The organism is Paenibacillus sp. CF384 (assembly GCF_900106745.1).
Taxonomy (GTDB): Bacteria; Bacillota; Bacilli; order Paenibacillales; family Paenibacillaceae; genus Paenibacillus_Z.
Genome location: NZ_FNNV01000001.1, coordinates 232,467 through 253,628, shown reverse-complemented (window position 1 = coordinate 253,628; position 21,162 = coordinate 232,467). Strand labels below are relative to the sequence as shown.

At 46.1% G+C, this 21,162-nt stretch carries 20 protein-coding genes; 5 read left to right on the top strand and 15 right to left on the bottom strand.

The features are described from left to right. Positions 1 to 23: 23 nt before the first annotated feature. From BLW29_RS01165 to BLW29_RS01145, 5 genes are all read right to left on the bottom strand, one after another. On the bottom strand, positions 24 to 1,742 hold the full coding sequence (locus BLW29_RS01165) for an ABC transporter ATP-binding protein (RefSeq protein ID WP_090975505.1): 1,719 nt from the start codon (positions 1,740 to 1,742) through the stop codon (positions 24 to 26). A 162-nt stretch (positions 1,743 to 1,904) separates the two neighbouring features. Beyond that, a complete protein-coding gene (locus tag BLW29_RS01160; protein ID WP_177186427.1) occupies positions 1,905 to 3,521 on the bottom strand; it encodes an AraC family transcriptional regulator in 1,617 nt (538 codons plus the stop codon). A gap of 116 nt (positions 3,522 to 3,637) precedes the next feature. Beyond that, complete coding sequence (locus tag BLW29_RS01155) at positions 3,638 to 4,630, bottom strand: ABC transporter substrate-binding protein (RefSeq protein ID WP_090975503.1); 993 nt, start codon at positions 4,628 to 4,630, stop codon at positions 3,638 to 3,640. Positions 4,631 to 4,841: 211 nt separating this feature from the next. Then, positions 4,842 to 6,137 (bottom strand): UDP-glucose dehydrogenase family protein, encoded by a 1,296-nt coding sequence (locus BLW29_RS01150; protein ID WP_090975502.1) that lies wholly within the window; start codon positions 6,135 to 6,137, stop codon positions 4,842 to 4,844. After that, on the bottom strand, positions 6,134 to 7,126 hold the full coding sequence (locus BLW29_RS01145) for a sugar phosphate nucleotidyltransferase (protein WP_177186426.1): 993 nt from the start codon (positions 7,124 to 7,126) through the stop codon (positions 6,134 to 6,136). Before BLW29_RS01145 ends, BLW29_RS01150 begins: the two co-directional genes overlap by 4 nt. A 193-nt stretch (positions 7,127 to 7,319) precedes the next feature. Between BLW29_RS01145 and BLW29_RS01140 the strand changes: the two genes are divergently transcribed. Genes BLW29_RS01140 through BLW29_RS01130 form a run of 3 tightly spaced genes read left to right on the top strand, consistent with a single transcriptional unit; the run spans position 7,320 to position 9,818 of the window. After that, positions 7,320 to 8,345, top strand: a complete 1,026-nt coding sequence (locus BLW29_RS01140; RefSeq protein ID WP_090975500.1) for a glycosyltransferase — start codon at positions 7,320 to 7,322, stop codon at positions 8,343 to 8,345. A 1-nt stretch (position 8,346) separates the two neighbouring features. Further along, the gene (locus BLW29_RS01135; protein WP_177186425.1) at positions 8,347 to 9,036 is read left to right on the top strand and encodes a glycosyltransferase family 2 protein; all 690 of its coding nucleotides are present in this window, start codon (positions 8,347 to 8,349) and stop codon (positions 9,034 to 9,036) included. 23 nt (positions 9,037 to 9,059) lie between these two features. Continuing rightward, the gene (locus BLW29_RS01130; protein ID WP_090975498.1) at positions 9,060 to 9,818 is read left to right on the top strand and encodes a glycosyltransferase family 2 protein; all 759 of its coding nucleotides are present in this window, start codon (positions 9,060 to 9,062) and stop codon (positions 9,816 to 9,818) included. A gap of 60 nt (positions 9,819 to 9,878) precedes the next feature. Here BLW29_RS01130 and BLW29_RS01125 read toward each other — a convergent pair whose 3' ends face one another. The 9 genes from BLW29_RS01125 to BLW29_RS01090 all read right to left on the bottom strand — a co-directional run bounded on the left by BLW29_RS01125 (position 9,879) and on the right by BLW29_RS01090 (position 17,379). Continuing rightward, positions 9,879 to 10,970 (bottom strand): glycosyltransferase family 4 protein, encoded by a 1,092-nt coding sequence (locus BLW29_RS01125; RefSeq protein ID WP_090975497.1) that lies wholly within the window; start codon positions 10,968 to 10,970, stop codon positions 9,879 to 9,881. Positions 10,971 to 11,136: 166 nt separating this feature from the next. Further along, positions 11,137 to 11,904: a nucleotidyltransferase domain-containing protein gene (locus BLW29_RS01120; protein WP_090975496.1), complete on the bottom strand. Its 768-nt coding sequence runs from the start codon at positions 11,902 to 11,904 to the stop codon at positions 11,137 to 11,139. 207 nt (positions 11,905 to 12,111) lie between these two features. After that, a complete protein-coding gene (locus BLW29_RS01115) occupies positions 12,112 to 12,972 on the bottom strand; it encodes a methyl-accepting chemotaxis protein (protein ID WP_256208247.1) in 861 nt (286 codons plus the stop codon). Positions 12,973 to 13,205: 233 nt separating this feature from the next. After that, positions 13,206 to 13,406, bottom strand: coding sequence for a cold-shock protein (locus BLW29_RS01110; protein ID WP_090975495.1), 201 nt, complete (start codon positions 13,404 to 13,406; stop codon positions 13,206 to 13,208). Positions 13,407 to 13,504: 98 nt separating this feature from the next. After that, positions 13,505 to 14,389 (bottom strand): NAD(P)-dependent oxidoreductase, encoded by an 885-nt coding sequence (locus BLW29_RS01105; protein ID WP_090975494.1) that lies wholly within the window; start codon positions 14,387 to 14,389, stop codon positions 13,505 to 13,507. 205 nt (positions 14,390 to 14,594) lie between these two features. Further along, on the bottom strand, positions 14,595 to 15,041 hold the full coding sequence (locus BLW29_RS01100) for a pentapeptide repeat-containing protein (protein ID WP_090975493.1): 447 nt from the start codon (positions 15,039 to 15,041) through the stop codon (positions 14,595 to 14,597). Positions 15,042 to 15,235: 194 nt separating this feature from the next. Beyond that, positions 15,236 to 15,382, bottom strand: coding sequence for a hypothetical protein (locus tag BLW29_RS31295; RefSeq protein WP_177186424.1), 147 nt, complete (start codon positions 15,380 to 15,382; stop codon positions 15,236 to 15,238). Between the two features lie 19 nt (positions 15,383 to 15,401). Beyond that, positions 15,402 to 15,644: a DUF7660 family protein gene (locus tag BLW29_RS01095; protein ID WP_218147084.1), complete on the bottom strand. Its 243-nt coding sequence runs from the start codon at positions 15,642 to 15,644 to the stop codon at positions 15,402 to 15,404. Further along, complete coding sequence (locus tag BLW29_RS01090) at positions 15,628 to 17,379, bottom strand: response regulator (RefSeq protein WP_090975491.1); 1,752 nt, start codon at positions 17,377 to 17,379, stop codon at positions 15,628 to 15,630. The genes BLW29_RS01095 and BLW29_RS01090 overlap by 17 nt, the downstream gene beginning before the upstream one ends. A 281-nt stretch (positions 17,380 to 17,660) precedes the next feature. Here BLW29_RS01090 and BLW29_RS01085 point away from each other — a divergent pair, with 281 nt between their 5' ends. Next, the gene (locus BLW29_RS01085; protein ID WP_090975490.1) at positions 17,661 to 18,542 is read left to right on the top strand and encodes a LysR family transcriptional regulator; all 882 of its coding nucleotides are present in this window, start codon (positions 17,661 to 17,663) and stop codon (positions 18,540 to 18,542) included. Positions 18,543 to 18,620: 78 nt separating this feature from the next. Here BLW29_RS01085 and BLW29_RS01080 read toward each other — a convergent pair whose 3' ends face one another. Further along, positions 18,621 to 20,702 carry a catalase gene (locus BLW29_RS01080; protein ID WP_090975489.1) on the bottom strand — a complete coding sequence of 694 codons (2,082 nt, stop codon included), beginning with the start codon at positions 20,700 to 20,702 and terminating at the stop codon, positions 18,621 to 18,623. A 185-nt stretch (positions 20,703 to 20,887) separates the two neighbouring features. On the opposite strand from BLW29_RS01080, the gene BLW29_RS01075 reads away from it, so the two are divergent. Beyond that, the gene (locus BLW29_RS01075; RefSeq protein WP_090975488.1) at positions 20,888 to 21,139 is read left to right on the top strand and encodes a hypothetical protein; all 252 of its coding nucleotides are present in this window, start codon (positions 20,888 to 20,890) and stop codon (positions 21,137 to 21,139) included. Positions 21,140 to 21,162 lie beyond the last annotated feature (23 nt).

Here is a 21,162-nt window from a genome sequence, read left to right as displayed (position 1 = left end):
ATCGCCACATTTATGATGTGCGTTTAAGCGTGCTGATACTGTGCTTGATGAAGCCTGCTGTAGATGCCGCCGGACTCAATCAGGTCACGGTGACTGCCTTCCTCGGCGATACCGTTCTCGTCGACGACGATAATGCGATCCGCGTTCTTAATCGTGGCCAGCCTGTGCGCGATGACGAGCGTCGTTCGGCCAAGCGATAACTCGGCCAGCGACTGCTGGATTGCCGCTTCGGTTTCGGTGTCCAATGCCGAAGTCGCTTCGTCCAGAATAAGAATCGGCGGGTTTTTCAGGAACATCCGCGCTATCGCCATCCGCTGCTTCTGGCCACCGGACAGTTTTACGCCGCGTTCACCAATGATTGTGTCCATGCCTTCTGGCAGTTGCTTAATCATTACCTCCAGCGAGGCACGTCTGGCCGCCTCCCAAATCTGCTCATCAGTCGCCTTCAAGTCGCCGTAAGCGATGTTCTCACGGATTGAGCCGGCAAACAGGAATACATCCTGCTGCACGATACCGATATTTCTACGCAGCGACTTCAGCGTCAGGTTGCGGATGTCTTTGCCATCGACGGTAATGCGCCCTCCGGTGACATCGTAGAAACGCGGCAGCAAGCTGCAGATCGTCGTCTTCCCGGCGCCTGAAGGACCGACGAAGGCAACCGTCTCTCCTACTCGAATGTTCAGATCGACGCCTTTGAGCACCTCGCGGTTTTCCTCGTAGCCGAACGAGACATTCTCGAAGCGGATTTCTCCGTGCAGCGCGTGAGCGTCGACGGCATCTTTGGCGTCCTGAATATCCGGCTCCAAGTCTATGATTTCGACGTAGCGCTTAAATCCGGCGATCCCTTTCGGATAACTCTCAATAACAGAGTTAATCTTCTCAATCGGCCGGAAGAAAATGTTCGACAGCAGCAAGAACCCCATAAACTCCCCTAACTCGATTCTACCGTCGATGTAGAACCATGCGCCGCATAACATAACAAATATCGTAATGAGACGCATCAGCATATAACTGACCGAGAAGCTCTTAGCCATCGTCTTATAGGCAAGTAGTTTCGTCTCGCGGAAATTGCGGTTGTCAACGGAGAATAACTTCTTCTCGTGTTCCTCGTTCGCAAACGACTGCACGACGCGGATGCCACCGACGTTCTCTTCAATGCGGGCATTAAAGTTTCCTACGTTACCGAACAACCGTCGATACGTGTTCGTCATACGGCCTCCGAATACAATGATCATCCAAGCCATGAACGGAATGATAATGAACGTGAGTAAAGCCAGCTCCAGGTTGATGTAGGCCATCAGCGTAAAGGAGCCTGCCAGTGTCATAACTGCGATGAAAATATCTTCCGGCCCATGGTGCGCGATCTCCCCGATGTCGTTCAGGTCGTTCGTGACTCGGCCAACGAGATGACCGGTTTTATGATTGTCGAAGAAGCGGAACGACAACTTCTGAATATGGTCGAACATTTTCCAGCGCATATCGGTTTCAATATTGATTCCTAGCATATGTCCCCAATAGGTGACGACGTAGTTCAACACGGTATTGAGTAAATAAATAGCTAGTAGTCCGAGACTGGCTAGTACGATCATCTTCCAGTCGCCGTTTGGCAACAGATCGTCGATAAATTTGCTGACCGCTAGCGGAAAGCCGAGCTCTAGTAAACCCGCAATGACCGCGCAAGTAAAATCGAGAATGAACAAGCCTTTGTAAGGGCGGTAGTACGAGAAAAACCTACGAAGCATCGTTAAATATCCCCTCTCTTTCTTCATCTAAGGCTGTAATTTGTTGGGCTAGCGACATGTGCCGTACACATGCCAACTTCCGTCACCGTCTCTAAGTCTAGCACTTTCTGTATACAACTGTATACTTACCCATATGAATACAATGACTTGCAAATGGCGAATCTACGAGGTTTGGGTAAGGAGCCGCGGGAGAAGGTAGAGCAACCTTTCTCTCGTTGTGGCATCCTCATGGTTCCAGTCCCGTTCATCAAGCAAATAGCTGAATCCATCCTTCACTGCAGGGAGATTGCGCCATAACGGGCTGTTCATCAGCTCTTCCATCGCTGCCCTAGAGTCAGGGCTTTCAGGAAGCATCATGAACACTCGATTACCAGCATATTGATGAATGGTTCTAGCCGTTATTTCTTTGTAGGGCCTCCCTGAATGCAAGATTTGTCGCACCTTGCCTGCAGGGCGAAAGCCATCGGGATGATAAAGAATTGATGATAGGCCGATATTGCCCATAACAAATAAACGTTTGCCACGATGGAACACAAATACAGAAGCCGTCTCCTCCGGACCAATACGCATCCGAAGCTGCTGCCACATTTGCGATGTATGCCCGCGATAATGAAGAAGCCATTGTTCAGCCTCTTGTTTTTTCCCGAACCACTCACCGAGCATTAACAGCCTGTCATCCAGCGAGCCCCGAGAATTATAGGTAAGGGTCGGGGCAATTTGCGAGATTTGTGAGTAGAGCGTTTCATCATAATGATCAAAGATGATGAGGTCCGGCGAGAGCTTGGATGCTAGCTCCTGACTGAGCGGCGTTTCCTTACAGAAGATCTGGTTCTCAATAAGCGGAATGCCCAGCATGTTCAAATCGCCTGTCGTTTCCCCGCAATACAGAACACGGCTCGGGTTCGAAGGAATCCTGACCTCATGACCGTTCCAGTCTTTCACAAGGATATTCTGCCTCATGGAGATGGCATACTGCCTTGGCGAGAAGCCCGTCATTAGCCGAAATCGCCAGCTGAAGTAATACTCATCCGTAAAGCCGACTTGTTCTGCAATTTCTCTGAGGGTGCTCTCCGTACCGATTAACCATTCTTTGGCACGATTAATACGCAGCTCCGTCAAATAATCCAATGGTTTTTTACCGGTCAGCTCCTTAAATATAGACGTATACTGCCACGATGGGACATTGGCCATATTTGCAAGCTGCATGACTGTGATCGGTTGCTGAAAATTTGCTTGCATGTACCCAATCGTTTGCTCTACCGTTTGTGCGGAGCTCCGCGGCTGATCAACTTGCAAATTATGCTCCAGCATACATTCAATAACCCTTTGGAATAACAGTTGTTGACGGTGCGCCTCTAAGTCGTCTTCCTTGGTATGGCCAACGTACAGCTGATCCAGTAAATCGCTCCATTGTGACTGCGGATAGATTCGGAGTTCTTCGCGCTCCGGGAACAGCGGTTGTTCGAAGCGCTCCCCTTGTCCGTCCTTAACATGGAAGATGTAAAAAGAAATGCGATAATATTCAATCTGGCTATCGTCCATACTCTCCAATTGATAGGCACTGTAAGGCGGAAGCACATAAGTGTAAGAAGGCGCGAAGCAGGAATTGAACATTTCCGTATAGATTTTACCTTTGCCGTTCTTAAACACAAATAACGTATAGCATGATGCTACATCTTCGGCTAATACCGCGCCAGCATCATAGCTGAGCAATTCGATATCTACAAAATGAAATAAGAGCGATCGAAGCGGCAGCCGGGATGCCTCGGTCAGTGACATGTTGCGGCCCCTTTCAATACTGAGAACAATTATCATTCACTCTTATTATAAACAATAGAAAGAAGCTCTTCAACAATCGTCGGAGAGCTTCTTCTGAGTGGCTTCCTATCTACATCTCACTTTTTCAATAGAACCTTCGGCAGCTCTGTAATCATCCACTCCCTTGATGTTGCATCGCTACTCGCTTTTAAAATGTCGAAGTTGTATACATGACCGTCCTTAACAGCGGGGATTCCCTTCCAGATTGCGCTATTCATAAGCGTGTTCGTATCTTCTTGCGCAACAGGATCAACGGGATTCAGAATAAAGATCCGATCAGCCGCATATTGCGGAAGTACCTCGGCCGATATTTCCAAAAAACCTGTCTGCTCGTCAATAAGCTTCTTAACGTTAGGAAGCGGTTTGAAGCCGCCTTCTTCATATAAGAATTGCGGAAGACCCGCACCTGCCATAATGAAGAGCCGGTTGCCTGGATATAGCGTGAACACGGAAGCGGTCTCGCCTTCTTTAATTCCGTTTGCATGCAGATCTTCCCACATGCTGGTCATTTTGATCGCATGCGCAGTCAGCCAATCCTCTGCTTCTTGCTTCTTATTTAATAGATCGCCTAAAGTCCGCATCCGAACATCCAGCTGGTCGAACGTATTGAAAGTGACGGTTGGAGCAACTTTAGAGATAGCCCCGTATTGCTCTGCGTCGTCATTTGAGAAAATGATAAGATCAGGCTTAAGCGTCATTGCCTTCTCAACATTCAGCGGAAAACCGATGTCCTCCACATCCGGCAGCTGATCTTCCAGCACTGTTCCTACAATGGCGTCTTTCATTATTCCAATTGGCTTAACGCCAAGGGCAAGTAAGTCGCCTGTTGTTTCACCATGATAGATGACACGCTGCGGTGTTACTGGAATTTGGACTTCATGCTTGGTCCAATCCGTGAACGTACGTGTCGTATCAGCTGCTTCCTCGGTTGCGACTGACGTTTCCGATGTAACTGATGCAGAGTTTGCCGTGTTGCTTTCCATCGTACTGTTCTTGCCGCACCCTAGTAATAAAGCTCCCATTAGTGCGAAGGTGCTCAATAGAGTTACTGTTTTGATATTCCGATACATGTTCGTTCTCCTCACAAATTGATATAGATAATGATAATCATTATCACTATAAACTTATAGTAATTGATATCTCAGCGGTTCTCAATGGACAAACTACAGGGGCTCATTGGGTTTTGTGCAAGTCTGGGTTGTTGAACTTGCTCCCAATAAATACAAAAAAAGCCGCGAAATTCGCAGCCTTTACTGAGATTATGTCCTTGTCACCGGACTGTCAATAATCATTACCGATGCCTTGATAATAATAGCCGATGCCTCGCATCCGCCGAGCATCCATCATATTGCGACCGTCGAAGAAATTGGCCTGCCCTAACAGCACTTTCAGGTTCTCCCAATCCAGCTGCTCAAACTCCGTCCATTCGGTGCACAGTATGATTGCTTCCGCATCTTGTAAAGCCTCTTCCACCAATGCACAGACCGTCACGGCCTCATAAGCAGCATGGCCCGGCAATTTCGCGACGGGATCAAACAACTTCACTTTGGCCTGTTCGAGCAGCAACTCTTGAATCATCCGTAGAGCCGGTGCTTCCCGGATATCATCCGTATTTGGCTTGAACGCAAGCCCCAGTACCGCAATGTTCTTGTCCGCAAAGCTCCCCAGCCGCGACCTCGCCTTGTCGAGCAAATAAGTAAACTGATTGCGGTTGACCTCCATCACTTGGTCCAGAATATGAAGATTAACTTCGTGCTTTCTTGAAGTCATGACCAACTCCGAGACGTCTTTCGGAAAACAGGAGCCTCCATACCCCAGGCCGGCTTGAAGGAAGCTTGGTCCGATCCGAGGATCCAGCCCCATCCCATCGGCAACCTCTTTAACGTTGATTTTCAGTTCATCGCAAAGTCTCGCAAGCTCGTTCATATACGATATTTTCGTAGCGAGGAAGGCATTGGAAGCATACTTGATTAGCTCTGCGGTCCGTGGCTTCGTTACGATCCAAGGGCACTGAAACACCTCGTACAGCTTTTGAAGCTGCTCCGTTGCACTCGCGCTGTCCGTGCCAATTACGATACGATCCGGCTGCAAGGCATCTTCCACGGCCTTGCCTTCCCGCAGAAATTCGGGATTGGACGCGACATCGAACGGGTAGGCTTTCCGCTGCGCAGCTTTGATCCACGCTATAATTTGCTCTTGTGTACCTACGGGGACAGTGCTTTTGGTGACAACGAGCTTGTAGTCGTTCATCCAGTACCCGATATCCTCGGCTGCTTGTTGAACGTACCTAAGGTCTGCGTTTCCGTCCGGTTGCGAAGGCGTTCCGACGCAAATAAAAATGACGTCGTGCTCTGCGATAGCCGTCTCTTTATCCGTCGTAAAGAGCAGTCGGCCGCTGTGCACATGCTTTGATATCAAATCTTCCAGGCTGGGCTCGTGAAAATGCAATCGTCCCTGCCTCAGCCGTTCGATTTTGAAGGCATCGACATCAAGTCCCGTGACTTCCCAGCCCGACTCTGCTAATACCATGGCGGTCGTAGCCCCTACGTAGCCGGTTCCAATTATTAATATTTTCAAGGTTCATTCGCTCCCTCGTCGTTGTTCAAACCGACGACGATTGAATGCTCGCCGAGAATAACGTTTTTCAACATGAATGGAAGATCTTGCGCATGAACTCCATTCAACAGCACGCTGTTTTCGATATGACAGTTTTCTAGCTTTGAGCCTGCGCCAACGGACACGTACGGCCCGATCCGGCAATCCTTCAGCACGCAGTCCTTATCGATGGATACAGGCTCAATGATCGTACACCGCTCCAGCCTGACGGACTCGTGAATCCGATTTTTCGACGCATCTGCACTAAGCAATTTCTGGTTAGCCTTCAGCCACCGATCCATCGTACCGACATCAATGTTCAACTGATCCGTTACATGATACGCGACGACTAGCCCCTGTTCGATTAACCGTTGAATCGCATCCGTAATTTCGTATTCTCCCCGCTTGGAAGGACGAATTTCGTCGATCGCTGTGAAGATATCTTTCGTAAAGGCATACGAACCAAGCACTGCCAAATTTGACTTCGGATTCGTCGGCTTCTCTTCAAGGCTGATGATTCGCCCATCCTGAATATCCGCAATGCCGTAATCCTTCGGTTCTGTAACATTCGCGAGCAGCAAAGATGCTTGTACCCCACCAAGCTCGATGTCCTCCTTCAGCGCATTTAACGGAGCAGAAATCAGATTATCCCCCAAGAGCAGCATAAAAGCTTCTTCAGAGATATATGCCTGAGCTTGCTTGACCGCATGTGCAATTCCTCTAGCTTCGTACTGATAGATGTACGAGATCGAAATGCCAAGCGCTTCTCCCTCGCCGAATTCCCCTCGAATGGCCGCTTCTTGTGATGGATGAATGACTATGCCGACCTGATCTATACCGAGCTCTATAAATTTCATAAGCGATAATTGTAATAATGGGGTATTTGCGACAGGTATGAGCGTCTTCGGACGACTGTGGGTAAATGGATATAATCGGCTTCCTTTCCCCGCACAAAGAATTAATCCCTTCAAAAGCCTCTCTCCCTTCTCCTCAACTTCTATTATTCTATGAAAACGATTTTCACTTGGTATAGGCCACCCACACACTACGCAAGAAAAAATGACGCTAATTTTGATGAAAGCGCCGTGCCCTGCACAAGAGTCCATTCATATCCTACAAAGAAACGCCTATTGAAGACACTGACCTAAGGAGTTGTGGGATATTTTGAGAATCGCTCAAATCTCAACCAATACGATTCCTGTCCCTCCAAAGGATTACGGGGGCACACAGCGCGATGTTCATTATTTAACGGAAGAACTAGTCAGACGGGGGCATGAGGTGTTTTTGTTTGCCAAGAAGGGATCGACCTCGAATGCAACCCAAACGTTTGAATATGAATCGAACGATCCGAAAGAGCAACTCGACTTCATTATAAAAAACCTCCCGTCCGATGTGGACATCATTCACGATCACTACGGTATCGTCGCGAAAGCAAATCCGCCGATTCCGACCATCTGCCAGTCCCATTCCAAGGGGATTAAGTCTAACGTGCAAATTCGCGTATACGTAAGCAGATTCATCCTGCGCAAATACGGAAAACGCAGGGGCTACGCGGTCCACAACGGTATTCGTATGGAGGATTACACCTTTAAATCCACCAAACAGAAATACCTGCTCTTCTTGGGAAGATTAATCAAGGAAAAAGGGGTTCATCTAGCCATCAAGGTGGCCAAGAAAACGGGTAGACGGCTCATCATCGCCGGTACGTTGAATGACAAAAAATATTACAACGCCAAAATCAAACCGCATCTGGGCAAAAAGATTAGATACGTTGGCCCTGTGGGCGGAGACCGTAAACACGAGCTTCTTGCCAATGCCAGCTGTGTCCTGTTCACGTCGACTTGGGATGAACCATTCGGTCTTGTCCTCATCGAAGCGCTTGCCAGCGGCACGCCTGTGCTCGGGTTTCGGAAGGGCGGAGTGGCGGAGGTGCTTCGGGGATTACCGCAGCTCTTGTGCAAGACTACATCTGGCATGGCGATGAAGGTCAGATACCGCAAGAGGCTGCCTACAGCCCGCAGATGCAGACGTTATGCGAGAACTCGCTATTCAGATATCATAATGACGGATTCATTCCTGAAGCTGTATAAGAAGGTCATCAACAAAAAATTGTACAAAATCAAGAAAAATACATTATGGAACCGACGCAAAGCTAAGCTTGAACCCACAGAGAATGGAGATGACAACTAAGATGATCACTGTTATCGCCTGTACGATGAGATCCTCCTGCATCGACAACGTATTCGAGAATTACAATCGTCAGCTCTGGAAGAATAAACAAATGATTATAATCTTGAACAACGATAACATGGATATCGAGCTCTATCGACAGCGGGCAAGCCAATACCCTGAAAACGAAGTCCGCGTATTCCAGCTCTCCCAGAAATATAAGCTCGGCAAATGCTTGAATTACGCCATCAATCTGGCTGAGAATGGCCTCATCGCCAAGTTTGACGACGATGATTATTACGGTCCTAAATTTCTTAGGGAAACCGCCCGAGCGATTAAACGCGGGAAGGCGTCCATCGTAGGCAAACATACCGCCTTCCTCTACTTCAGATCGAAGCGGGCGCTGATGTTGTTCCGCCGTGGCGGCGAATGGAAATATAGCCGCAGCGTCAAGGGCGGCACACTGGTCTTCCGCAAATCAGTCTGGAGGCGCGTCAAGTTCCCCGAGTTTAAAAAGTCCGGCACCGATTCCGGTTGGGTCGGGCGCTGTGTTCGGAGAGGCTTCCGCGTATATTCCGTGTCCAGAAGGCATTATGTCTGCATCCGAAGAAGAAACCAGAACAGCCATACGCAGAAGAAATCTACGTACCGCTACATGTCGCAATGCCGGCTTATTCGCAAGACGAAGTATTATAGAAGATTTGTCAACTAGTCGATCTATTAAAGGAGACAAAGATGACATCCGCGGATACAGATACAGGCGTAACAATCATTACCTCAACGATTCGGAAGGACCTCATGCACAATATGTTCGACAATTACGACCGTCAGGAATGGAGCGTCAAAGAGCTCATTGTTATCATTAATGACAACGACATCGCTATGGGTCCTTATCAAGAGCTTGCAAAGCAATATGAGAACGTCCGTGTTTTTCGGGTCGACGAGAGCAGAAATCTTGGGGCATGCCTCAATTACGGGGTATCACGTGCCAGATATAGCTATATTGCCAAATTCGATGACGATGACTACTATTCGCCTCAATATCTCGATGAATCTATGTTATTGTTTATTAAGAAGAAAGCGGATGTCGTCGGCAAACGTTCCAGTTATTTCTTCTTCCCCCACCGTTCCTTACTGCTGCTTCGCAAAACGACAGTCAAGCCATATAGCCGGTGCAGACGAATAGCCGGCCCTACGATCATGTTCCACAAACGAGTGTTCAAGAAGGTTTCCTTCTCGACTAAAGTGGTTGCCGGGTCCGATGCGCGATTCGTTCAATCATGCCTGAAACAAGGATTCAAAGTATTCACGGCCTCCTCCTACAACTTCGCCGCAAACCGCCGATCAAACCGAAGATCACATACTTGGCAGGTTTCAGATAAGCAGCTGATTGCTTCCAAAGGCGCTGCGATCATTCGAACGAAGGATTTCAAACCTTTCGTCGATCGGACGCTGGATCTTCTGCCATTGCCGGACGGATTGAAACCAAGCTAGGCGCTAGCTCCATTCAAACACCTCAGTCTCTTATCTTAGGGTCATTGAGGTGTTTTTGTGTTATTTCAATTTACTTTTATAAAGCTCCATTAAATTCGAGGCGGTCAGCTTCCAGTTGAACCGGTTCTGCACATCCTTCCTTGCCTGGTTAGCGAGCCGGCCGCGCAGTTCCGGATCGCTCGCGAGTTTAACGATTTGGGCGGCGAACGCCGCTGGTTTTTGGTAGTTTTGAACGAGCAACCCATTCCGGTCATGTTGCACGATTTCCGGAATGCCACCTATATGCGAGGCGATTACCGGCAAGCCGCTGGCCATGGCTTCGACGTTGACTAGTCCGAATGCCTCGTGCATCTGCGAAGGACATACGAAGCAGTCGCCAGTCCGGTAGAACGCCGGCATCTGCTTGCGGGAGAGATTCCCCTTGAACTGGACGGGCACGTTCAGGTTGCGTGCGATTCTTTTCAAGAATACCTTGTAGGCGGATTTCCTTGATCCGCCAGCAACCGTTAATCGAAGAGAAGGAATGGATTTAAGCGCGATACCGAAAGCCTTCAACAACGTGGGGACCCCTTTCCTCGGAATGAGCCTCCCCGCGAAGAGAAGGTGGAACGGCTTGGAGGTAGACGACCCGATAGGATGGAATTTTTCCGTATCGACGCCAAGATGTACGAAGTTGATTTTTGCTTTGTGCGCGGGAAAGCGCCCGATTAAAGACTCCTGCAGTGATTTGCTATTGCCGACGATCAGATTCGCGTGATTGAAATCCGCATTCGCTTTCTTCTTCGTCGTCATGGGGCTGGATACGAATGTCATGGAATGCATGAAGATGGCAATTGGCGTTTTCGGAAACGATTGCCGAACCGCTTTTGCGAAGCTCGGCCTATTGTCGATCTGAATGAGATCGTAGCGATTCCCTTTCACTTTCCGAATCGCGTTCGTTAAGTACGCTTGCTTCGAACCGCCGGATACTCTCAAGATAGTCATATTGTTGATAATCGATTTACGTGCTAGATTCTTGCGCAATAGACTGACGACCGTGACTTGGTGTTCGTTCGAAATTTGCTTCGTAATCTGATAGATGCAGTTCTCCACCGACCCTCCGATCGGCGGCGGTACTGGAATTTGCTCTGGTGCGATGATTAGCAGTTTCATAGCGTTCTTCCCTCGCCTCTTTGAAGTTTGTATTACAATCTATTCAGAGACGCGCATGTGTTGATAGGCAATGGTCATTTACCAAATAATAAAAGGCCATCCTTTGCAGGATGGCCTCGGGCTGCCCGAGAAAGTCTTGGGCAGCTATCAATTTGTATGTTCACCTTTATTCAAGAGAAGGCTTGGAAGCAGCCATTGTATGTAAGGCGTTCTCAAAAAAGCTGTATACTTCATCTGCAATTCCCAGAAACTCTTCAACAAGTACATTACTATCCAAGTAACAAGCATACAAATATTCAACTAAGGAGGAGTCAATCTCACAATAGTTTACTATGGCATTCTTCATCTTAATCATGTCATCTTGCCATACTCCTGTATCTTCTAAAACCAAAGAGTATAATGCACGAATTAATCTCTTCGAGTACCCTTTAATATATCTAGTTTTCATTGCGTCATCACTAGCATTAGAAAGTGATTGATGTATACGATCTACTTCCTCCTTGGTCTCCGTATTTAAGTCTAGAATGAACGCTGGAGAAATAAGTATAGGTGGTACTTTCTCACCAACGTCATGACCATGAATGCAAACACAAATGATCTTAACCCAAAAACCCCACTCATTTGGTTTACTTAATACATCGTCAATCGAGCAAATTATCGTATCAATCTTAGTTAATAGTGGATATTCTTCCAATAGCCTATCTTTAATAGTTGATACTCTTTCGTAATCAATGTCTTTGGGATCTTCACATACAATAGTAAAGTCTGCATCCGACTTAAAAGGCGTAGCTGTTCCTTTTGGAATCGAGCCACACATATAAATGCTATGAATTTTACCTTTAAATTCATTAAGTAGATTATCGATATATTTATCAACAAAATCCTTATATTCACTCTGTATGACAATTCTATTTATAACTTTTTCTAATATCATCTAGACTCCCCCTTACGTTAGGATCGATTCTAAGATCTTCTATCTTGCAACTATTTAAGTTTACATTAGTCTGATCTCATCATTCAACAGGTTACTGGCTAGTCAGCTGCTTGCCCGGGAATCGATAACTAAAAAAAGCCCGCGTTATACGCGGACTTCACTCGGACAATGTTCTAATCAACCGGCACCGAACCGTCGCCGTATCCTTTAAAGCGTGGCCGACAAACTTTCCGTCGTCGCCGCGATCCGGTCGTATGCACTCTTCAATTCCTCGATCGCCTTCGCATTATCCACGAGCTGCCGGGACATCTCTTCGATTTGCAACATCGTCGATGTAACCGTCTTGGCGACGTCCGAGAGCTGGATATAGATCTTCTCCGCGGATTCCCCACTGTTCGTGGCCATCTTCCGGATTTCGTTCGCCACGACGTCGAACCCACGTCCGTGCTCGCCGGCGTGCGCTGCTTCGATGGCCGCGTTCAATCCGAGCAGATGGGATTGGCTTGCCAACTCTTTGACTGCGGCGGTAATCGACTGGCTTTGGCGAATTTGTTCCTTTACGGTCTCCGATTCGGCGTTCAGCTTCGTCATTTGCCTGACGACCCGGTTTGAAGCCTCGACGACCTCATTCGTGTCCGCCGTCATCCGTTCCACCATGGACACCAGCTCTCCGGTCATCCGTTGAACTGCCTCTTCGCGCTGCGTAATATCCGTGGCGACCTTGATGAACGCTTCGATCCGCTCCTCGTGGAAGACGGGCATATAAGTCGCTTCGAGCACAAGCTTCCTGCCGTCCTTCGCGACTCTCACGATTTTAGCCTGGAACTCTTTCCCTTGGCGAAGCGTATTCCACAAAACCTCGTAAGCCGAACTTGAAGCGTACTCCGGCAAGCAAAAAATGCGGTGGTGAACGCCGATAAGCTCGCCTACCTCGTAACCCATCGCGGAAGCGAACAGCGGGTTCAACCATACGACTTCCCCTTGCGTGTTGAACATGATCATGGGCAAATGGTTTTGTATCGCGGCAATCATATTCAGCCTTCGCTGTTGTTCCTCTGTAATTGGCAAGTGAGTTCCTCCAAAACCTACCAGTTCTCATCAGACACTGGTTTAGGATTAATTCCTTATAGCAATTCATTTGAATTTATAATTTCAAAATCTCCAATATAATCAACAATATAGAATTAAATGAGCATAATCAAACAAGTAATTTTTAACATTGTGTAAAGAATTATTTACCCACGACTTAAATAAGCCTGCTCCTGACAAAGCGTCAGGAACAGGCATGTTTTTCTGTATTATTACACTCTTACAACATTCTCCGCTTGAGGTCCTCGTTGACCTGAAACAACATTGAATTCTACACGTTGTCCTTCATCCAACGACTTGAATCCTTCACTCTGAATCGCAGAGAAATGAACGAATACATCTTCCCCGCTTTCTCTTTGAATGAAGCCAAACCCTTTTTCAGCATTAAACCATTTGACAGTACCTATTTCCAATTAATATAACCTCCAAAGTTTTATCATCAGGCCTCGATCGAGGCCTATTCTAAGTATATCCAATATCTATCTAAAACTGACATTTCTTCACTTCAATATTAAACCTCTCCTGCCAAGAGCTTGTACAACGCTTGGGTGCCGCTGTTCTCTTCTCCTTTGCTTGCAAGCTCATCATATAAGGATTTGGCTAACTCAAGACCAGGTGTTATTAATCCCATTTCTTTGGCTGCAACGAGAGCAATCCCCATATCTTTGATGAAGTGTTTGACATAAAAGCCGGGCTCGAAGTTTCCATTGATCATTCGCGGTCCCAGATTACTCAATGACCAGCTCCCGGCTGCTCCGGTTTCTATGCTTTTCAATACGGTCTCAGGATCAAGTCCTGCTCGTTCAGCATATACAATCGCTTCACAGACACCAATCATATTGGATGCTATTGCAATTTGGTTGCACATCTTCGTATGTTGTCCGGCACCTGAATCGCCTTGTAATTGAATATTCTTGCCGATAATTTGAAAAATCGGAAGCAGTGCTTCGAAAGCAGAAGCGTCTCCACCAACCATAATCGCTAATCTGGCTTCTCTTGCACCAATATCACCGCCGGAAACCGGAGCGTCAACTGCATAAATTCCTTTATTTTTCGATTCCATATCAATTCTTCTCGCCAATGATGGTGTAGATGTTGTCATATCGATGACGTATGTGCCTGCTTTTGCATGAGACAAGATTCCGTCTTCTCCTAAATAGATGTCTTCCACATCTTTAGGATATCCCACCATCGTAATCACAACATTTGCTTGTGAAGCTACCTCCGCTACAGTATCCTTCCAAATTGCGCCTTGAGTGACCAGTTCATCTGACCGACTTTTTGTCCGATTATAAACGATTAACGTATATCCTGCCTTCAACAAATGACTGGCCATGCTTTTACCCATTACGCCGGTACCAATAAAACCAATTACAGTATTATCCTTATTAAGCATCCTATGTGCGCTCCTTTAAATTAGAGAATATCAAAACGTCCTTAGCTTTCTTTATTTTATCATTTCTTTCTATTCAACTAAACTACCCGTTGCCTCGATGAAAAACGGTAATTGACCGTGTGATTCAGGCCGTACGCAAAGAAGGCTGCTGGAATCATCTACCGGCAGCCTCGTTGATATGTATTGAGCTTTAGTACCCGCTTAACTAAAGCGTTCGGTTATTTTTCAGCAATCCCTCGATCAGTACACCGTCGATTTTAAGACCTTCTATCTTGCAACTATCTAAGTTTACATTAGTCAGGTCACATCTTGAAAATGTGCTATTAGCAATCTTAACATTATCAAAAACGACAGGATCCTCCGCTTTAGCATTACGAACAGCAACCCCACTAATATTGGCTCCGTCGATCGTAAGACGACTTAAATTTGCATCGCTTATTTTACCATCCCTCATATTCATATCATTGAAATGGCAATTGCTTAGGTCGGCATAAGTAACTTTTACATACGGTAGAGAAATATCGTGAAACGTGACATGGGCTGCCAGACAATCATTAAATTCGGATTGAGAAATATCCGAGTTTTTTACGATAAGCTTTTGTTTAGGCTCTCTTTTGTCCAAAATTTCAATCAATTCTTCATTTTCATTCATGCTTTTTCGCCTCGCTTCGAATGGTTGGATGTCTCACTCATACAGATTCTTCCAAAGGCATTACACTTCCTGCAATAGAACTTGATCCCATAACTAAAAAAGCCCGCCATTTAAGCGGACTTCATTCGGATAATGTTCTTGTCAACCGATCACATCTCATCGTTACAATGCTTGCCACTGTACAGCCACTAATTCTAAACATGCGACTTTTCTAACAATAAAGACAATTCTTCAAGCTGCTGATCAAGCTGCTGAATAAGCTGTTTACATTCAATAAATTTCTCAAGTAAAGTTTCATTCGAGACGTATTGATCAATCATAGTTATCTCCTGTTCTTTCATGTGCTGTCATACCCCATAGTTATTCGTGAATTTTTGCAGCATATAAAATATCAGCTAAAATCTTCCACGTTTGTTCTGGTATGGTCTGGTAAGTGTCTGAATAGTAACCATCCATAACTTGTATCCAGCTTTGCATGGCTTCGAGGTACATATCTAAAGTTGGATTTTCCCAGTTTTCCTTATTTGTAACCAAGTCCTTCCTAAGAGCAGCAAGAAATCTCAGTAAATCAGCTTTCGAACTTACTTCATGTAGTTGCATCATAAACCACCTTGTCGAACAGCATCTTGCTTACTTTCATTTCCACGTCAATTAAGGAGAATGGTTTAAACATATACGCATCTGCGCCTAGTTCCAGCCCTTTATGTACATCTTCTTCGCTGCTTCTTCCTGAAAGGAGTATGATTTGGGTTTTTGCAGCACGCGTGCCTTCCGTTCTCATTCGTTCAAGCACTTCAAATCCGCTCATCCCCGGCATAATGCAGTCCAAGATACAGATATCCGGTTGCTGCTCGACTAAGATCCGATAAGCCGTTTCTCCGTCTTGCGCTTCGATCAACTTGTAGGGTTCTTTCCTGAATTGATCGGCGATCATCATGCGGAGCATACGGTCATCGTCAGCAATCAGTATCGTCTTGGGCTCATCGGCTTGAAGTTCCAAGCCAGCCAGATTTTTTTTGGCCATGCCGAACGATGTTCGGACAACACGGTTCCTCCCGGTATGCTTCGCTTTGTACAACGCATAATCCGTGACTTGGAACCAATTCTGAATGGACTTACTTGGATTCCAGGATGCGATGCCTGCCGAGAAGGTAATACAATAATCAACAATATCGTGTTGCGCGATTGGTTCGCTTCGGACGCGCTGCAAGATGCGGTTCATGATTTTTTCCGCTTCCAATTCGGTAATACCCGGCAAAATGACACCGAACTCTTCACCGCCAACGCGTGCCAGTATATCGGTGTTGCGCAGGCAGCTTTGCAGCAGGTGAGCAAATTTCTGGAGCACGAGATCGCCGGCTGGATGACCATGTCGATCGTTAACCTCTTTAAAGAAATCTATATCAATGATGACCAGCGTCAACGGCTCATTGTATTTTTGTACACGGTTCACTTCTACTTGAAGCTGCAGGTCGAAATACCGCCGATTATGAATGCCGGTCAACGGATCATTAAACGCCAGGAGCGCAAACTCCATGTGACGAAGCAGCATCCGTTGAATCCGCGCGCTTAGCTCTCCATAGTCAAATGGTTTGGTGACGAAATCGTCAGCGCCCATTCGGAAGCATCGCACGACATCCTTCATATCATTACGCCCTGATAACACAAGCATGGGAAGCCATTTAATCATTGGATCTTCTTTCAGTACCTCGAATATTTCATAACCGCTCTGCGGATGCATCATTAGATCAAGCGTAATTAACTGATAGTCATTCTCCTTAAGCAGCTTGATTGCAGTTTCCACGTTCGAGGCCTCATCTACTTTATAACCCTCAAGCCTAAGCTTGCGAGATAAATAGGAACGTAACACACGGTCATCATCTACGACCAGCAATCTGCTGCCTAAGAGTTGAGGGGGTAAGACCTCCTTGAAGGGTGCTTGCTTTTGTTCCATCAGGAGTTCCTTGCAGTTGATTTCAAATTCCATTCCAAGCTCCTGTACAAGGGGAAGGCTGGCCAGGCAGCAATCCTGAAACAGATTGTGAACATCGTTTCCAGTTAAGGAATTCGTTTCGTAGCTCCATTCCCAGCATTCGGCAAATTGCGCAGCCACTCGCCCCATTCGTCCCATCCCCAGAATCGGGGCGGTTCCTTTGATTGTATGGCCGATACGGTACCTTTCTCTGGCTTGTTCGATGAGCTCATCATAGCCGACTTTGTTTGTTGGATCATTCAAAACGTCCAGCTGCTGCTTCAATTCTTCGAGATACTTTTGTTTGCTTTCAATCTCCAAACTTAGGCTAGCTTTCACGTAATCATGAAAAGCAAACTCATCCAAGATGAATTCCTCATTTCTCTAAGTTGTCATAATCACGGCGAAAATTTCTATTGCAACCACCAGAAATAATAGAGATACTGGAAAAGGTTTGTGCTAATATATTAAATAATGGTATTAATGGCTGATTTGTTTGTTGACGATAAAGAAAATAAGCGACTCCATGAAAGCACAGCATCAATCTCCTGTATTATGAAAATTATAGTATTAAAATGAGTATGTTCAATCTAGAGCTTGTTAACACTGTGTATAGTTTTCTTAAACACTCGAGGTAAGGTGACCCCATGAATTCAGAGCAGATCCGATATATTCTGCAAGTAGCCACAGAACAATCAATTCGAAAAGCAGCAGATAAACTGCATATAACCGCCTCTGCCATTAGTCAATCCATTCATGCATTAGAAAATGAACTAGGAGTAACCATATTCCAACGCACTAGCAAAGGAACAATTCCAACACAGGAAGGCGAAATCGTACTTTCCAAATTTCTAGAAATGAAAACCAAATATATAGAATTATACGAAGAAATTAATCGCGCAAAATATGGCAGTAACTTGAAATTGAAAATATTGTATTCATCTGCGTTTGGACATATCATTAAACAAGCGTTAGTTTCTTTCAAAATGGAATTTAAAGATATACAACTAGAGCTCCTAGAAAAAATGCCTGATGAAATTTATGAAGAAATGACAAGCACTAGTATCGATCTTGCTTTAATTGGTGAAGATAAAGAATTAATCAATCGGAAATTTGATATTGAAACGATCTATACAAGCCATTTATGCATTTGCGTTGCAAAAGAGTCTCGTTTTCGTTTTAAAGATTATGTAACATCGGAGGATTTAAGAAACGAATCGATCATTGTTCTCGAATCTACCGCTCATAAAGAAATGATCAAAAGAACAAATCTCGATCGTAATTCGATTTATGTAACGTTGACCAGTACTGAACCATTTGGTGAGATTATGATGAAAGCAAAAGCCTTTACAATTATGGACAATTTTACGTTAACGGGTCATGATCTGATTACTAATGGAGATTTAATAACGATTCCATTTAAAGATCCCGATTATTTTTATAGAGACATTTGGGCCGTTCATTGCAATCCGAATCTAACCAGCTATACAAAGAAGTTCTCAAAACATGTACGAGCTCAATTTGAATAACATGCGGTATAACTGATCTCTCAGGTTGCAAAAAAGGAGTAAGCTTCTCTTGAATAGAGAGCTTACTCCTTCTTTGACTTATCTGTTTTGCAAAAGTCGATCCCAATGTCGATGCTGCGCGATCGCTTCAATGAAGGATGTGAAGAATGAAGCACCAATGTCTTCTTGTCCGGCAAGTAGCACACCAATAGGGTGCGCCCCATCTCCTCTTGCATCATGCACCGCGTCTGCCGCAGCGAGTAGTCGCACGCCATCTCCAGTAGCAGCAATCGTCTTATAATGCTGAAACGCTTCCCGAACAAATCCCGCTGATGCAATATCGCTAAGCAGCTCATCAACGCCTTGCGCTTCGCCGGAAACATAGACAGCATCATACAACACTGACGCAGCCGTAAGCAGCGATTGCTGTGGTTCGATAAGCGTTCCATCATCGCCTCTTACCGGTACCAGATTTATAGCCACAATGTCCGCTGTTACTTTCGCTGCGGTCAGAGCTTTTAATAATGCTTGAACCTCAGCCGTGCGGTAACCTGTCCCGAGCATCACCGCAACCTTACGTGTAGCAGCTGTCTTGGTTTTCGTCATCATGCTAAGGGCAGGAGATATTGCTGCCGGTGCTGCCGCAACGCCTTTGGTTGGAGTTGCTCCGATCCCTACGGCTATCTGCTCCGCAAGTCCCTCAGCCACCTGGCTGAACACATCGACTACTCGCTGCCTAACTTGTTTGGACATCACTTTGCCTAGCTCGAAACGGAATGCGTCTACGATTTGACTTTGTTCAATCGGTGACATACTATGCCAGAACATTGACGCTTGGCTAAAATGATCGTCGAAGCTATTGCTTCGAGCCTTGATCTTTCGCCCTTCCACTTTCTCCTCGTAATGGCGATAACCGCCCTTATTCGCCGGTACTTGCGCCGGATCATTATTGGCCAAGCTGTTCTTATGATAACTCGTCTGCCCCGGGTTGATTGTCATCCGGTGCATACCGTCTCGTTGATTGTTATGTACAGGTGCGATTGGACGATTAATCGGAATTTCCGCAAAATTCGGGCCTCCGAGGCGAGTAAGCTGCGTATCGGTATACGAGAATAACCTTCCTTGCAGCAATGGATCGTTCGTGAAGTCGATACCAGGAACAATATTGCCTACATGGAATGCAACTTGCTCCGTCTCCGCGAAGAAATTATCCGTGTTCCGATTCAACGTCATTTTCCCAACGATTTGCACGGGCACAATCTCCTCTGGCCATAGTTTCGTCGAGTCCAATATATCAAAGTCGAAGCTGAATTCGTCCTCCTCCTTCAAAATTTGAATGCCGAGCTCGAATTCAGGATAGTCGCCGTGCTCGATTGCATGCCACAAATCACGGCGGTTAAAGTCCGGATCCTTACCGGCTATCTTCTGCGTCTCATCCCATACCAACGAGTGCACGCCTAGCTTCGGCTTCCAGTGGAATTTTACGAAATGACCCTTCCCTTCCTCATTAACGAAACGGAATGTATGAACACCGAATCCTTCCATCATGCGGAAGCTGCGAGGCAGCGCTCGTCCCGACATGACCCACATGATCATATGAGCGGTTTCCGTATTCATACTTACGAAATCCCAAAACGTATCATGCGCTGACGAAGCTTGTGGGATCTCGTTAGGCGGCTCAGGCTTAACGGCATGTATAAAGTCGGGAAACTTAACCGCATCTTGAATGAAGAATACCGGCATATTATTACCGACAAGATCGTAGTTCCCTTCCTCTGTATAAAACTTAACGGCAAACCCGCGTACATCCCTTACCGTATCACTTGAGCCCCTTGACCCTGCCACAGTGGAGAATCTAACGAACAACGGCGTCCGTAGCGACGTATCGGTTAGAAATTTCGCCTTTGTGTACTTCGCGAGCGATTCGTACAGCTCAAACTCGCCATGCGCACCGAAGCCTCTTGCATGCACGACACGTTCGGGAATACGCTCATGATCAAAATGAGTCATCTTCTCCCGGAAGTGGAAGTCCTCCATGATTGTCGGCCCGCGCGGACCAACCTTCAGTGAGTGCTCGTCATCCTCGACTCGCAAGCCTTGATTCGTCGTTAGAGCCTCGCCATTATCTTTAACGCGATAGGCATCCAACTGCTTCTGCTTGACGTTATCCTTCTCATTCATCTGCTATGCCTCCATCTTAAGATTAGGCATAGCATCCGTAGTTTCACACTGATTTATCCCTTTTATGGATTAATGTGGTGTATCGAGAGCTTGTAAATCAGTCAATGGACAAATGAACTGCATAATTCTACCGCTTATCGTTGAAACTATGGAGAAAGATGCGTTAGGAGACGATAAAACTAATCATGGAAAAAGAGAAACCGCTATTCGCTGCTAAACAAGAATTAAAGACAGACCAAGATTTCGAATTAGCAATAATGCATAAAGAACCAATTGAAGCCTTCCAAGATCGAATGCGTATGAGACCCATTTCAACCATTAAATCTTTCAATGAGCACTCCGTACGGATTACCGATGGAACAATCATCGTCCGCGGCTCCAGTAGATTTTTCACATTAAGCGAAGAAGACAAACAGAAATTCATGACAAATAAATAATACCGACTAACCTATCCCGTTTC